The 13865-nt window shown below is 62.9% G+C and carries 16 protein-coding genes; 8 read left to right on the plus strand and 8 right to left on the minus strand.

The genetic code is table 11. The annotated features are described in order from the left end of the window. Positions 1 to 340: 340 nt before the first annotated feature. From ACIPSK_RS31525 to relB, 3 genes are all read right to left on the minus strand, one after another. On the minus strand, positions 341 to 3802 hold the full coding sequence (locus ACIPSK_RS31525; protein ID WP_162119410.1) for a chromosome segregation SMC family protein: 3462 nt from the start codon (positions 3800 to 3802) through the stop codon (positions 341 to 343). A gap of 219 nt (positions 3803 to 4021) precedes the next feature. Beyond that, positions 4022 to 4798, minus strand: a complete 777-nt coding sequence (locus ACIPSK_RS31530) for a DsbA family protein (protein ID WP_162119409.1) — start codon at positions 4796 to 4798, stop codon at positions 4022 to 4024. 207 nt (positions 4799 to 5005) lie between these two features. Continuing rightward, positions 5006 to 5230, minus strand: a complete 225-nt coding sequence (relB, locus tag ACIPSK_RS31535) for a type II toxin-antitoxin system RelB family antitoxin (protein WP_162119408.1) — start codon at positions 5228 to 5230, stop codon at positions 5006 to 5008. Positions 5231 to 5289: 59 nt separating this feature from the next. On the opposite strand from relB, the gene ACIPSK_RS31540 reads away from it, so the two are divergent. After that, on the plus strand, positions 5290 to 5655 hold the full coding sequence (locus ACIPSK_RS31540) for a hypothetical protein (protein WP_162119407.1): 366 nt from the start codon (positions 5290 to 5292) through the stop codon (positions 5653 to 5655). Positions 5656 to 5688: 33 nt separating this feature from the next. Here the strand turns inward: ACIPSK_RS31540 and ACIPSK_RS31545 are convergent, their stop codons facing one another. Further along, the gene (locus ACIPSK_RS31545) at positions 5689 to 6186 is read right to left on the minus strand and encodes a DUF721 domain-containing protein (protein ID WP_018069144.1); all 498 of its coding nucleotides are present in this window, start codon (positions 6184 to 6186) and stop codon (positions 5689 to 5691) included. 108 nt (positions 6187 to 6294) lie between these two features. Here ACIPSK_RS31545 and mutY point away from each other — a divergent pair, with 108 nt between their 5' ends. The 3 genes from mutY to ACIPSK_RS31560 are packed head-to-tail and all read left to right on the plus strand — an operon-like array spanning position 6295 to position 8386. After that, entirely contained in the window at positions 6295 to 7398 is a 1104-nt protein-coding gene (gene mutY / locus ACIPSK_RS31550; protein WP_162119406.1) for an A/G-specific adenine glycosylase, read from the plus strand. Between the two features lie 2 nt (positions 7399 to 7400). Then, the gene (locus ACIPSK_RS31555; protein WP_162119405.1) at positions 7401 to 8015 is read left to right on the plus strand and encodes an HAD family hydrolase; all 615 of its coding nucleotides are present in this window, start codon (positions 7401 to 7403) and stop codon (positions 8013 to 8015) included. A gap of 5 nt (positions 8016 to 8020) precedes the next feature. Further along, entirely contained in the window at positions 8021 to 8386 is a 366-nt protein-coding gene (locus ACIPSK_RS31560) for a nuclear transport factor 2 family protein (RefSeq protein WP_162119404.1), read from the plus strand. A gap of 95 nt (positions 8387 to 8481) precedes the next feature. Here the strand turns inward: ACIPSK_RS31560 and ACIPSK_RS31565 are convergent, their stop codons facing one another. The 3 genes from ACIPSK_RS31565 to ACIPSK_RS31575 form a co-directional block, all read right to left on the minus strand. Further along, a complete protein-coding gene (locus ACIPSK_RS31565) occupies positions 8482 to 9636 on the minus strand; it encodes a site-specific DNA-methyltransferase (RefSeq protein ID WP_017963169.1) in 1155 nt (384 codons plus the stop codon). A gap of 154 nt (positions 9637 to 9790) precedes the next feature. After that, positions 9791 to 10141 carry an antibiotic biosynthesis monooxygenase family protein gene (locus tag ACIPSK_RS31570; RefSeq protein ID WP_017963168.1) on the minus strand — a complete coding sequence of 117 codons (351 nt, stop codon included), beginning with the start codon at positions 10139 to 10141 and terminating at the stop codon, positions 9791 to 9793. Beyond that, on the minus strand, positions 10138 to 10467 hold the full coding sequence (locus ACIPSK_RS31575; RefSeq protein WP_017963167.1) for an NIPSNAP family protein: 330 nt from the start codon (positions 10465 to 10467) through the stop codon (positions 10138 to 10140). Before ACIPSK_RS31575 ends, ACIPSK_RS31570 begins: the two co-directional genes overlap by 4 nt. Before the next feature lie 71 nt (positions 10468 to 10538). Between ACIPSK_RS31575 and ACIPSK_RS31580 the strand changes: the two genes are divergently transcribed. After that, on the plus strand, positions 10539 to 11270 hold the full coding sequence (locus ACIPSK_RS31580) for an ArsR/SmtB family transcription factor (protein WP_162119403.1): 732 nt from the start codon (positions 10539 to 10541) through the stop codon (positions 11268 to 11270). A gap of 433 nt (positions 11271 to 11703) precedes the next feature. On the opposite strand, the gene ACIPSK_RS31585 is transcribed toward ACIPSK_RS31580, so the two are convergent. Continuing rightward, entirely contained in the window at positions 11704 to 11925 is a 222-nt protein-coding gene (locus ACIPSK_RS31585; protein ID WP_162119402.1) for a hypothetical protein, read from the minus strand. A 285-nt stretch (positions 11926 to 12210) separates the two neighbouring features. On the opposite strand from ACIPSK_RS31585, the gene ACIPSK_RS31590 reads away from it, so the two are divergent. Genes ACIPSK_RS31590 through ACIPSK_RS31600 form a run of 3 tightly spaced genes read left to right on the plus strand, consistent with a single transcriptional unit; the run spans position 12211 to position 13639 of the window. Continuing rightward, the gene (locus ACIPSK_RS31590) at positions 12211 to 12783 is read left to right on the plus strand and encodes a hypothetical protein (protein WP_017963163.1); all 573 of its coding nucleotides are present in this window, start codon (positions 12211 to 12213) and stop codon (positions 12781 to 12783) included. Between the two features lie 52 nt (positions 12784 to 12835). Next, on the plus strand, positions 12836 to 13186 hold the full coding sequence (locus tag ACIPSK_RS31595; protein ID WP_162119401.1) for a hypothetical protein: 351 nt from the start codon (positions 12836 to 12838) through the stop codon (positions 13184 to 13186). 9 nt (positions 13187 to 13195) lie between these two features. Continuing rightward, on the plus strand, positions 13196 to 13639 hold the full coding sequence (locus ACIPSK_RS31600) for a hypothetical protein (RefSeq protein WP_162119400.1): 444 nt from the start codon (positions 13196 to 13198) through the stop codon (positions 13637 to 13639). Positions 13640 to 13865 lie beyond the last annotated feature (226 nt).

The following is a 13865-nucleotide window of genomic DNA, read 5'->3' on the forward strand; positions in this document are numbered from 1 at the left end:
GTCAAAACCCGCCGGAAGCCGCGCGCGCACTTCCGGCCAATGATCCAAAATCTCAGGACGAATCTTCATCCAAAGCTTGAATCACAACCAGATTCCTTATGTCCAGCGCTAAACCTAGCGCATATGACCCTAACCCTCTCCCCGTAAAGACGGGGAGAGGGGACGTGCCAAACGCCCCGTTGAGGTTGGGGAAGCCGGTGCGGCACGTCCCCTTCGCCCCGTTTACGGGGAGAAGGTGCCGGCAGGCGGGATGAGGGGCTGGTGTCGGCAACCTCGCCGACCGGGATGTCCAGTGACAATCAACCCTTCCCCGACGCAGAAAACGCGTTCGTCGAAAACCTCAGGCAATCTCGCGCAGGCGCTCGGCCATTTGCAGGTCGACGGAGACGAGTTGGGAGACGCCCTGTTCGGCCATGGTGACGCCGAAGAGGCGGTTCATGCGGGCCATGGTGATCGGATTGTGGGTGATGATGACGAAGCGGGTTTCGGTGGAAGCCGCCATTTCGTCCATCAGGTTGCAGTAGCGCTCGACATTGTGGTCGTCGAGCGGCGCATCCACTTCGTCGAGCACGCAGATCGGCGCCGGATTGGTGAGGAAGACGGCGAAGATCAGCGCCATCGCCGTCAGCGCCTGTTCGCCGCCGGAGAGCAGCGTCATGGTCTGCGGCTTCTTGCCGGGCGGGCGGGCGAGGATTTCAAGGCCGGCTTCCAGCGGATCGTCGGATTCGATCAGCTGCAGCTCGGCGGTGCCGCCGCCGAAAAGATGGGTGAACAGCCGCTGGAACTGGGCATTGACGATGTCGAAGGCGGCAATCAGCCGCTCGCGGCCCTCGCGGTTGAGGCTCTGGATGGCGCCGCGCAGCTTGCGGATCGCATCGATGACGTCGTCGCGTTCCTTGATCAGCGCTTCGAGCTTTTCGCTCAACTCCTTCTGTTCCTCGTCGGCGCGCAGGTTGACGGCGCCCAGCCGCTCGCGCTCGATCCTCAGCCGTTCCAGCTCGCGTTCGACTTCGCGCGGATCGGGAAGCGCCTGCATGGTCGGGCGCCCGGTCAGCTGCAGCGCCTCGTGCGGCGCGACGTTCAGGACCTCGCGGATGCGGGCTTCGCTTTCCTGCCGCTTTTCGCGAGCCGAAACCAGGCGCTCCTCGGCGCGGCCGCGGCGTTCACGGCATTCGGCAAGTTCCGACAGAGCCGTCGTCGCCTTTTGGTCGGCTTCGCGCTGGATGCGTTCGGCCTCGGCCAGCAGGTCGCTCGCCTGGCGGCGCGCCTCCTCGGCCTTCTGCAATTCGCTGAGCAAAGCGCGGCGCTTGTCGTCGAATTCATCCGGCGCCAGTTCGAGCTCGGCTGCCTCGTCGCGCGCCTCTTCCTCGCGCTCGCGCAATGTCGCGACATGATCTTCGGCACTTGCCGCCCGCTGGCGCCAGGTCTCGCGCTCCTGGCCGATCGCCATGATGCGGCGCTGGCGGGCTTCGTTTTCCCTCGCCAGGCTTTCATGGCGGGCGCGGCTTTCGGCCAGCGCGCCGCGATCGGTCGAAACTTCCGCCTGCTGGAACCGCAGCCGCTCGTCGATATCAGTCAGATCGGGCGCATCCTCCAGCTCGATGCGGGCATTCTCTTCCTGGACGGCGATCTCCTCCAGCTGCGACCGCAGCTGGCTCGCCGCCTCGCTGACGACATCGCGGCGGCGGATCAGATCGCCGGAGGCACGCTCGGCGGCGGCAAGCGCATCGCGCGCCTCCGTGAGATGGCGCGCCGACAGACGGCTCATGTCGCGTGCCTCGGCAAGCCGGCGCTCCTCGGCGCGGATCGCTTCGGCAGCGGCTGCCTGCCGCTCTTCGGCTTCGGCAAGCACGTCGCGGGCAAGGGCGGCTTCACCTTCGAGCTCGCCCAGGCGGTTCTTCTGGGCCAGGCGCAGGGCCGCAGCACTCGGGGCGTCGGCACCGGTGACGTGGCCGTCCCAGCGATAGACCGCCCCCTCTTTGGTCACCAGCCGCTGGCCGGGCTTAAGCGTCGCCATCAGCCGCTCCGCATCGCCTTCCGCGACCAGGCCGATCTGGCGCAGTCGGCGGGTGAGTGCCGCCGGCGCACTTATATGGGCGAGCAGCGGGGCAACACCGGATGGAAGCGCGGGATCGCCGGCACCATCGCCATTGTCCGACCAATGGGCCGGCGCCTCGGCAGCGAGCGGCGATTCGAGATCGTCGCCGAGGGCGGCACCAAGTGCGGTCTCGAAGCCGCGATCGACCTTCAGCTCGTCGGCAACCGGCGGAAATTTGCCAGCCGCAGCACCGGCGGCAAGCATGCGGGAAATGGTGCGGGCCTCGGTTTCCAGCGCATTCAGGCTCGAACGGGCCTGCTCAACCGGCGCGCGTGACAGCGCCTCGGTCTGGCGGGCGCTCGCAAGCGCTTGGTCGACCGCCTGCACCGCGGCTTCCGCGTCGGCGACGGCGATTTCGCCGGCCTCGACGATGGCGCGTTTTTCGTCGGGATCGGGTAGGCCTGATATCTTCTCGCCGATGGCTGACAGTTCGTGGTTCGCCTCATTCATCTGGCGTTCGAGGCGCATCCGGCGGTCGGCGAGATCGCGGATGGCGCGTTCCAGCTGGTTGCGGCCGGCAGCAGCCTCGGCGCGCTCGGCCGTCAGCTGGGTGAATATGCGCTCGCTATCGGCCAGTTTTGCCGCCGCGCCCTCGAAGGTCTCGCGGGTTTCCTCGGCATAGCGGCCGGAATCGGCGAGGATTTCCGAAATCTCCGCCTCTTCGGCATCGAGCCTTGCCAGGATGACGGCGTTGTCGGCGACCAGCCGCTGCTCGCGGCTAATATCCTCGGCAAGCTGGGCGAGACGGCGGGTCAGCTCGTCGCGGCGGCGCAAGATGCGGCCGGCATCCTCCTCCAGCTGGCTTCTGGCGATCTGCAGGCGCTGCAGGGCGGCAGCCGCACGCGCCTCGCCCTCGCGCAGTTCCGGCAGCTTCAGGCTGGCGACAGCCTGGTGCTTCGCCGCCTCCATCTGCATCTGCGCCTTTTCGGCGACGATGGAGGTCGCCTGGTTCAGCGCGCTGTCGGCCTCGGCCTCGGCTTCCTTGGCCTGCACCCAGCGGATATGCAGCAGCATCGCCTCGCGGGCGCGGATATCGGCAGAGAGCGTCTTGAAGCGGTTTGCCTGGCGGGCCTGGCGCTTCAGGCTCTCAATCTGGCTTTCGAGCTGCGAGGTGACGTCGTCGAGACGCTCGAGATTGCCTTCGGCGGCGCGCAGCCGCAGTTCGGCCTCATGGCGGCGGGAATGCAGGCCTGAAATGCCGGCCGCCTCTTCGAGCAGCTGGCGGCGGGCCTGCGGCTTTGCCTGGATCAGCTCGCCGATGCGCCCCTGCCCGACCATCGAGGGCGAACGCGCGCCGGTGGAGGCGTCGGCAAACAGCAGCTGCACGTCCTTGGCGCGGCTTTCCTTGCCGTTGATGCGATAGAGCGAGCCCTGTTCACGCTCGATGCGGCGGGTCACCTGGATCTCGTCGCTATCGTTGAAGGCGGCAGGCGCGGTGCGTTCGCCATTGTCGAGATAGAGCGCCACTTCGGCGGTGTTGCGCGCCGGGCGGTTGCCCGAGCCCGAAAAGATCACGTCGTCCATGCCGGAGGCGCGCATGTTCTTGTAGGAATTCTCGCCCATCACCCAGCGCAGCGCCTCGACGAGGTTCGACTTGCCGCAGCCGTTCGGCCCGACAACGCCGGTCAGCCCGCGCTCGATGATGAATTCCGTCGGCTCGACGAAGGATTTGAAGCCGACCAGGCGCAGCTTGTTGAACTTCATGCGGAAATATCCACGGCAGGAAGCCCCCTCATCCGCCCTACGGGCACCTTCTCCCCGCTGGGGAGAAGAGGGAATCGAGACGCTGCGGCAAATCCCCTTCGCCCCAGCGGGGAGAAGGTGCCGGCAGGCGGATGAGGGGGCCACACCTGCAAACTGCGCTGAAAACGAAAAACGGGCGCACGGCTTTCGCCGTCGCCCGTTCTATCGAAACGATCCGGTTCAGAGCAGGCTGTCGATGAGCTTCGACATGGTGTCAACCGGCATGTCTCCAGAGTAGCGCTTGCCATTGATGATGAAAGTCGGTGTGGCGTTGACGCCGAAATCCTTGGAACCTCTTTCCCGCGTGGCGTTCACTTCATCCAGAAGCTTCTGGTTCGTCAAGCATTTCGTGAAGCTATCCTCAGTAAATCCGGCAAGCTTCGACATCTGCAGCAGTGCGCCGCGGCCATCATCGGCGGCGGCCCAGACCTGCTGCTGCTTGAAGAGCATCGAAACCATCGGGAAATACTGTTCCGGCGTGCTCAACTGCTCCGGATTGGAGGCGCTGCAGCGGGCCAGCATGAAGGCTGCGGCAGCGCGCGGATCGAAGGGGAATTCGCGGATGATGAACTGCACCTTGCCGCTGTCGACGTATTTCTGCTTGATCGCATCGAAGGTGGTGTTGTGGAAATGGGCGCAATGCGGGCAGGTCATCGACATGTATTCGACGATCTTGACTGGGGCGTCGGCCTTCCCCAGCGCCATCTCCGGCAGCGCGCCGGGCTTCAGCACTTCGGCCATATCAACATCGCCATCGGACTGCGGCATGTCGGTCGCCGAGGTGGCGGCCGTCTGCACGGTGTCGACATTGGTGCCGTCAGCCATGGTCTTGCCGGAGGACGAAGCATCGGCAGCGTCCTTGCTGTCGTTGCAGGCGACAAGCGCTACGGCAGCTGCGGCGATGGCGATACCGCTGAGAAGGCGGCGTTTCGTCAGTTGCATTTCGGACATCTGCATGGATTCCCCATAAATATGAGATTGACGGCATGACTGTGCGATATAACGGCTGGCGGCCGCTCACAAGGCACGGTTCGCCAACTTCCTTCAAAGAATTGTGACCGCGGGAAGACCATAGATCAAAAATTGCGAGATTGGAGCTTTTGCCCGATTTCACCGGCAGAGATCGCAAGGGTTGCCTACCTCGTACCGGCTGCTCGATGAAACTCAGTTATCCAAGCCATGACGCGCCAACAGCTCGGCCAGCGGCACGGTATCGCTCTCTTCGCGACGAAACTCTTCCAGGCGTTTTTCGGCAAGATAGATATCTTCGAGGTCGTCGAGATGCCCGATGATGGCTTGCCCCGCATAGAAGCTCCTGCTGCGGCCGGTACGCCTCGAAAGCTCAATCAGCCGCGCTTCGATATCAGGGGGCAACTCCAAGACCAGCATGACTTTTCTCCCGTCTGCTCTACAGGTATAGCAGACGACTATTCAGGGGGGAATTTTGAATGCATTCTTTGACTAAGACTTTTCTCTACGGCTTGCTTATTGCCTCTGTCGTATCGGCCATGAACGTCACGAGCGTGCTTGCCTCTGAAGAGGGCGGCAATGTTGTTTTCAATCAGATGCTTAAATGTCTAAAGCTGCCTGCGGACGCGCCGAGCGCTTATGACTTCATGGTTGTTGCGGTAATCAAGGACGGATCTGCGGACTTTTTATCGATCAACTTCCGCACGCCGCCTTCCGAATGGGAAAAAACGGCAGCCCCGTTGATCGCCGATGCAATCACACAGTGCGAGCCTTATAGCTCGATCTCGGGCAGGACGGAATTCGCTGTAACCCGCGAGCTTGTCGAAGCAGGATCAAAAAACTAAGCGCGTTGCGGTTCAGGTTAGGCGTTTTGCTCATCAGCGTTGATTTCCCCGCTTGCCCATCACCGCTGTGCCCAAACGCTGGATCGCCTGGCGCAGCTTGTCGTTCTCGATTCCCTCCATCATGCCTTCGAGCTTGCGGGCGGCTTCGCCCTTTAGCGGCGGCGGGGTGCGGGAGCGGCGGATGGCCTGTGAGACCGGCTTCTGGACGATGCGGATCTGGTGAACGGCGGCAAAGCCGAAGAAGCTGTTGATGCGCTGGATGAGTTCGCCCTGGGCATGGGTGAGGAAGAGCGCACGCGCGCCCTCGCAGGCAATCGTCAGCACGCCGGGGCGGAAACCGCCGGTCTCATTGCCGCCGCGGGCCCAGGCGATCTTTTCCGGCCGGGTGCAATCGGCGAAATCCTCGCCGGCGATTTCGCTCCACGAGCCGAGCAGCGCCGTGTTGATGCCGGCGCGCCGGGCAAGCACGGGATCGATCAGCCCATTCGCCAGCTCGGAGATCTGTTTTGCACCTTTGCGTGGATAACTCATCGAAACCCTTCGGCGACGCCGCCAATTCGCATGCCAATTCGCACAGGCGACTTGATCGCGCGGCATTGCTTCGCCAAGTATAGGCACTTCCCCCCATTGCGGCAAATCATGACGATCACCACACTCGACACGCCCTCAGCAAAGCCCCTGCTCGACTGGTACGATCGCCACCACCGCGAGCTGCCCTGGCGCGTTTCGCCCGGTATGGCGACCCGCGGCGTCAAGCCTGACCCCTATCGCGTCTGGCTGTCCGAGGTGATGCTGCAGCAGACGACGGTGCAGGCGGTCAAACCCTATTTCGAACGGTTTCTGCAGCGCTGGCCCGAGGTGACCGATCTCGCCGCAGCCGAAAACGATGCTGTCATGGCCGCCTGGGCGGGGCTCGGCTATTATGCGCGAGCCCGCAACCTGAAGAAATGCGCCGAAGCGGTGGCGAACGAGCATGGCGGTATCTTTCCCGATACCGAAGAGGGCCTCAAATCCCTGCCCGGCATCGGCGACTATACGGCCGCCGCCGTCGCGGCCATCGCCTTTAACCGGCAGGCGGCTGTCATGGACGGCAATGTCGAGCGGGTGATTTCCAGGCTCTATGCGATCGCCACGCCGCTACCGGCCGCCAAACCCGCGATGAGAGAGAAGGTGGCGCTGCTGACGCCTGAGACACGGCCCGGCGATTTCGCCCAGGCGATGATGGATCTCGGCGCGACGATCTGCACGCCGAAACGGCCGGCCTGTTCGCTCTGTCCGTTCCGGGGTGCGTGCGCGGCGCTGAAGCTTTCCGATCCCGAGCTTTTTCCGGTCAAGACGGCGAAGAAGGAGAAGCCGGTCAGATACGGCGCGGCCTTCATCGCGGTGACCGCTGATGGCGAGATCCTGCTCAGGCGGCGCATCGACAGCGGCCTGCTCGGCGGCATGACCGAGGTGCCGACGACGGCGTGGACGGCGCGCATCGACGGCGAGACCTCGGCTGCCGCCGCGCCCTTCGAAGCGGCATGGCAGGCCTCCGGCACCGTCATCCATGTCTTCACCCATTTCGAGCTCAGGCTTTCGATCTGGCGCGCGGCGATTGCAACCAAGGTCGCCGTGGATGACGGCCCGAATGACGGATGGTGGGAGCCGGTTACAAATCTTGAAGCCCAGGCCCTGCCGACCATCATGAAAAAAGCGATCGCAGCGGCTATTCCTCTCGCGTTCAAAACATCCAAGGGATGACCATGACCACCGACATAAGACATATCGTTTTCGATATCGGCAAAGTCCTTATTCATTACGATCCGCATCTTCCCTTCAGCCGCCTCATTCCCGATGAGAGCGAGCGCAACTGGTTCTTCGCCAATATCTGCACCCATGACTGGAACATCGAGCAGGACCGCGGCCGCACCTGGGCGGAGGCCGAAGCGCTGCTGATTAAACAGCATCCGGCGCGTGAGGAGCATATCCGCGCCTTCCGCAAATATTGGCACGAGATGGTGCCGCACGCCTATGACGACAGCGTCGCGATCATGGAAGGGCTGATTGCCGAAGGGCGCGACGTGACGATGCTGACAAACTTCGCCTCCGACACGTTCCGCGAGGCGCAGCAACGCTTCCCGTTCCTGACCAAACCGCGCGGCGTCACGGTTTCCGGCGATGTCGGCCTGATCAAGCCCGATATCGCCATCTACGAGACCCATACGAAAAGTTTCGGCCTCGATCCGGCAGCGACGATCTTCATCGACGATGCGCCGCTCAATGTCGAAGGCGCCAGGGCTTTCGGCTGGAATGCGGTGTTGTTTTCGGGGCCTGAGAAGCTGCGCAGCGATCTCACAGCTTACGGATTGAAGGTCTGAGACCCATGGCATTCGACCCCGCAGAAGAGATCGAACGTTTTCACGCCGCCATCAATGCCCTCGATTTTCCGGCCATCGAGGCCTATTTCGCCGAGGATGCGACCTATGTCTCGAACGGCGTCGGCGATCTCACCGGACGGGCCGAGATCTTGGCCGCCTTCCGGCGTTATTTCGACGACTATCCCGATCAGACGGCGGAAAATTCGCTGGTGGAAACGTTGACGGCCCAATCCGGCCGGTCGGTCTGGTCGGTGCGCGCCACCCACAGCAAATCAGGCAAGCCGCTGATCCGCGAGGGTGAGGAGACGATCACCTTCAACGCAGAAGGCCGCATCACACGGGTCGAGGTCACCGACTACCAGGACTTTTGAATAGAGGGCGCCCGGGTTTGACCCCGGGCGCCTTGGTCTTCTTCCGCAACTGGAGGAAACCGGAAGAAGGTATTTCGATCTGGCGAAAGCGCTGCTCACTCCGCCTTTGCCAGATCACTGCGGATGACGGACCTGAGATCGTCGATCGGGCGCAGGGACTGCCCGTCTTCGAAATGCCAGAAGGTCCATCCGTTGCATGCATCGAGACCCTGCACCTTGGCGCCGAGACGATGAATGGAGCCGGCCTCGCCGCCGGATGCTACCGTGCCGTCGGCGCGGACAATCGCGCTATAGCGGCGCCTGGCGTCGGTCAGCACTTGGCCGGGCTTGATCAGGCCGCTTTCAACAAGCACGTTGAAGGCGACGCGGACTTCGGCCTTCTTGCCGGTCATGACGGTCAGTTCCGCCTTGCCGAGCGGCTCGACGGCAGCGATGCGGGCCGAGGCCGCATCGATATAATCCTGCTCGCGCTCGATGCCGACGAAGTGGCGGCCGAGACGCTTGGCGACGGCGCCCGTCGTTCCCGAGCCGAAAAAGGGATCGAGCACGATATCGCCGGGCTTGGTCGAGGCCATGATGACGCGGGCAAGCAGCGCTTCCGGCTTCTGCGTCGGATGCGCCTTCTTGCCGTCCTCGCCCTTCAGCCGCTCGCCGCCGCTGCAGATCGGGAAGAGCCAGTCGGAACGCATCTGTACGTCGTCATTGGCGGCCTTCAGCGCATCGTAATTGAAGGTATAGCCCTTGGCCTTGGCGCTGGGGCTTGCCCAGATCATCGTCTCATGGGCGTTCTGGAAACGGCGGCCCTTGAAATTCGGCATCGGGTTGGTCTTGCGCCAGATGATGTCGTTGAGGATCCAGAAATTCAGATCCTGCAGCGTGGCGCCGACGCGGAAGATATTGTGGTAGGAGCCGATCACCCAGATCGACCCGGTGGGCTTCAGCACGCGGCGGCAAGCCAGCAGCCAGGCGCGGGTGAAGGCGTCATAGGCCTCGAAGGAGGCGAACTGATCCCATTCGTCGTCGACGGCATCGACCAGCGATTGATCGGGACGATGCAGCGTTCCGCCGAGTTGCAGATTATACGGCGGATCGGCAAATATGATATCGACGGAGTGGCTGGGCAGAGCTTCAAGGGCGCTGACGCAGTCGCCCTTGATGATCGTGTCAACCCAGGAATCCGTCCGGGATCCCGGCCGGGAATCCGACTTGACGGAAGCCTTGAGGTCGGCAAGCGGAAAAACTGATGCCATTTAAATACTCACTCATACGCTCTACGCTTAACTGTCCGTTATGGTTACGCAACTTAGTTACCAAAGCCTGAAGCGGTGGCCGATTTCGGGAATTTATTCGGGTGCCCGATGAGTAAGCGGCAAACGTTGCCCGATGCCGGCCGGCCGCCGGCGATCAGGCGGCATCATGAACTTTGCGGCTATCGGCCGGCGCTTCGTCGCGTTCGAACATGCCGTAATCGCGCACCACACTGGCGATGCGCAGGCGATAGTCGGCGAAGATGCCGCCGCGGCCGGCCTGCTGGGCTGCCCGGTGAGCTTCGAGATTGCGCCATTCCTTCACCGCCTCCTCGTCGCGGAAAAACGAGAGCGACAGCAGCTTGCCGCGTGTCGTCAGGCTCTCGAAACGCTCGATCGAGATGAAGCCGTCGATCTTTTCGAGTTCGCCGCGCAACTCGCCGGCGAGATCGAGATATTTGTGGCGTTCGCCCATATAGGGCACGACTTCGAAGATGACGGCGATCATGACAGCACCAGCTTGGCGTGAGGAGCGGAGACATTTTTGAGAAAGATGCGATCCTCCTTCAAGATGAAGCCTTCGCGTCTGGCAAATTCGTAATTCTCGCGTCCGAGCGGGTCGGCAGCCAGCCGGGCACGATAGGCTTCGTAAGCGGCGAGGCTTTCGATATTGTAGACGCCGTAAGCCGTCGTCGCCGATCCCTCGTGCGGGCCGTAGTAACCGATCAGGTCGGCGCCATTCTTCGGAATCGCCTGGCCCCAGTTGCGGGCATAGTCGGCAAACGCCTCCTTCTTGAAGGGGTCGATCTCGTAACGGATGAAGCAGGTGATCATCGGTTTCTCCTTTGGCTCTTCATCCGTTTTCGCACATTGCCTGACGGCGATGCTTCGGTTACGATCGAACTATGAAGGAAGGTCCTGACATTGCGCAGATCGGCGCGCTGATCGGCGATCCGGCGCGCGCCAACATGCTGGCGGCGCTGACAGGTGGCCGGGCGCTGACGGCGACCGAGCTTGCCGGCGTCGGCGGCATCACCGTGCAGACGGCCAGCACGCATCTTGCAAAACTCGAAGCCGGCGGCTTGCTCGCCCAGCGCAAGCAGGGCCGCCACCGTTATTTCACGCTGGCCGATGAGGCCGTCGCCCGGCTGATCGAAAGCATGATGGGCTTTGCCGCCGGACGCGGCCATCTGCGTCACCAGCCGGGACCGAAGGAGCCGGCGCTGCGCAAGGCGCGCATCTGCTACGATCATCTTGCCGGCGATTACGGCGTGCGCATGCTCGACAGCCTGATCGCCTCCGGCTCGATCGAGGCGGTCGGAGACGGCCTGGCGCTGACGGAAAAGGGCGAAAGCGATCTCCATTGTATCGGCATCAATGTCGGCGACCTCAGATCCTCGCGCCGCCCGCTCTGCCGCTCCTGCCTCGACTGGAGCGAAAGACGCGCGCATCTGGCCGGCAGCCTCGGCAAGGCCCTGCTTTCAAGCTTCCTCGACAAAGGCTGGGCGCGGCGCACGGCGGAAAGCCGCTCCATCCTGTTTTCACCGGAAGGCGACCGGCAGTTTCTGATGCTTTTTCCGGTCGATGCCTGGATCGGTACAGATCTAAAAAATGTTGGAGCGCTATCCCGGCTCTAGCTCTTCACCACCCATCCGGCTCCCATTGCGCCAATGCCCCAGAACGCCAGCACCCAAGAGAGCCTCACCCTGAGGTGCCCGCAGGGCCTTGAAGAGCGAGGCGGGTGCACCAACTTGATAGAGGCAAGGAGCAGCGTTTCGGCGTGTCCTTCGAGGCTTCGCCCTGCGGGCTGCGCACCTCAGGATGAGGTCTGGTGGAGCGTGCCGCCCGCAGATGAGCAGCATCCTGCCGCATAACAGCTCGCCAGCCATGGCTTTTCACAAATAGGCACAACCGAAGCATGCCGTCAGCCCAGGCAGCTTGCCGTGGAGGCGCCGCCGGCGTGAGCGCCAGCGCCGCGTGATTGCTCTCGGCTTCACCGAGGATGCTTTCATCCTCCTTGATTTCGCGCAGCTGCGCACCCGTCGCCAGCTCTCGCAGTTTACCCAGCGCTTAGCAGCCCTTCTTCCTCATCTTCTTTTCGAGCTTGGCTCTCTTTTCGGGCCCATCCCCAACATGTTTTCCGCCGGTCAGACCATGATCCATCATCGCCTGCATCTGGGCGCAGGTTCGCTTGTGGTGGTGCTTGCCGCCCTTGGCGGTGACGTCGGCGGATGTGAAGGCAAACAGCAGCGCTGCGGCTGCCGCCGACCGAACAAGAGCTGAAAGCCTCATTTCCCCTCTCCTATGCTCTGCATGCTACGCCCGAGCCGGTGAGCCCGCAATGAGGACGGTGTCGCGCCAGCCAGGAAACGCCGGTGTTCCGAACAGCCGGGCGGGCGAGAACGCGCTCCCATCACGCTCGATCGTGAACCATGGCGGCGAGGTTCGGACCAAGGTCTGAGGCCCATCCGACTGAGGGCCCAAGAGAGGAACAGTGGGGTGAGAGCCAAGTTTGTCAGACAGCTATCCATCCATTCCGGATGCGACGGCACGTAAGAAATAACGGAGGAATACACCATGATGAAGGCAACACATCTGGCCTTGGCGGCCGCCCTTCTGGCCGGCACGGCTGTTTCCGGCTTCGCCCAATCGTCAAGCACCGTCGGCACCGGCGGTTCGTCGGCCGGCGGCGGAACTGCGAGCAGCACGATCGGTACTGGTGGCAGCTCTGCCGGGGGCACCTGCCCTGCCGGCGCTACCAACTGTAATTCCGGCTCGTCCTCGACGCTCGGCACCGGCGGCTCATCGGCCGGCGGCGGTACATCGAGCAGCTCCGTCGGCACCGGCGGCTCCGCTGCGGGCTCGGGCTCCGGCTCTGGGTCTGCTTCGACGCTTGGCACCGGCGGTTCGTCGGCCGGCGGCGGCACCTCAAGCAGCTCGGTCGGCACCGGCGGCTCCGCTGCGGGCTCGGGCGACGCGAACTCGGCCTCGAGCGTCGGAACCGGCGCTTCGTCAGCGGACGGAGACAAGACCGGCAGCACAGTCGGCACCGGCGGCAGCGCTGCGGGAAGCTCTCACGACAATAAGGGCAAGAAGGGCTGTGCACCCGGACAGGTCAAGAAGGACGCCGCCGGCACCAAAGGCTGCTGACGATGTCGGCCGGCGCCTTGATGGCGTCGGCCAATCCCTTGGAGATAGATCAATGACCAACTTTTCCACAATCGCAATGGGCGCTTCACTCGCCCTGATCGCCGGACAGGCAATGTCCGAGGAAATCAAGCTCGACGACGGAACGACGTGCACCATCGTCCAGTCTCAGTCGTCGCAGGGGGACATGTCGTCCACCGTAACGGCCGGTAACGGTCATGTTTCCTCATCGACCACGACCGGCGGCGGATCGACCGGTACCTCTTCGTCATCCTCCTCCGCCGGCTCCTCGGTCGGATCGGGAAGCGTCGACAGCTTTTCGACGGCGAGCATTACCCGGCCTGACGGCACCGTCATCACCAAACGGTCCGACGGAACCTGCTCGGTTACGAAACCCAAGAAGTAGGAGATAGCAATGAAACCTATCAACCTTATCGCGGCCGCCTCGATCGCGCTGCTGGCGTCGACCCCGGCCGTCCTTGCCGAGGATTGCATCGCGGCCGGAACGGTCGGATCGGCCGGAAGCGCCTCGGCAGGCGACACATCCGCAAGCTCGCTCGGAACCGCCGGTACTTGCCGGACCGACGACGGCACCACCTCTTCGATTGGATCGGGGGGAAGTGCAGCCACGACCGATGGAAAGGCGCAAAGCAAGACCCACGTCAACGACAATGGCGACCAGCTGAAGGCCCAGACCAAAGCCCAGGCTGTGGACAAAGGGACGTTCAGCAAGTCTCGCACAAAGACCAGCACCGACGGGAGCACGCTGGATAGCACGACACGCACGATGTCGCACGTCCCCGGCGAGAAGCCGGTCAAGAGCACCACCAATAAGAAGATCATCCTGCCGGAACAATAGCCGGATGGGGCTCGCCCTCGCAAACGAGGAAGAGCCCTAACCTTATTGCATCTCCCGGCGCTCGATGAGCTCGCACCGGTTATCCGCTCTACGCTCAAAGCAGCTCAACTTTTCATCGAAAGTGAAACACCCGCTGCAACCCGTTGTTTTCGCAACGCTAAGCGACATGGTGCAGAGAAATAATTAAGCATGTTCGGCTACTCTCACGTTCTAAATTAACGAGAGA

This window comes from Rhizobium sp. LARHSG275, assembly GCF_052871115.1.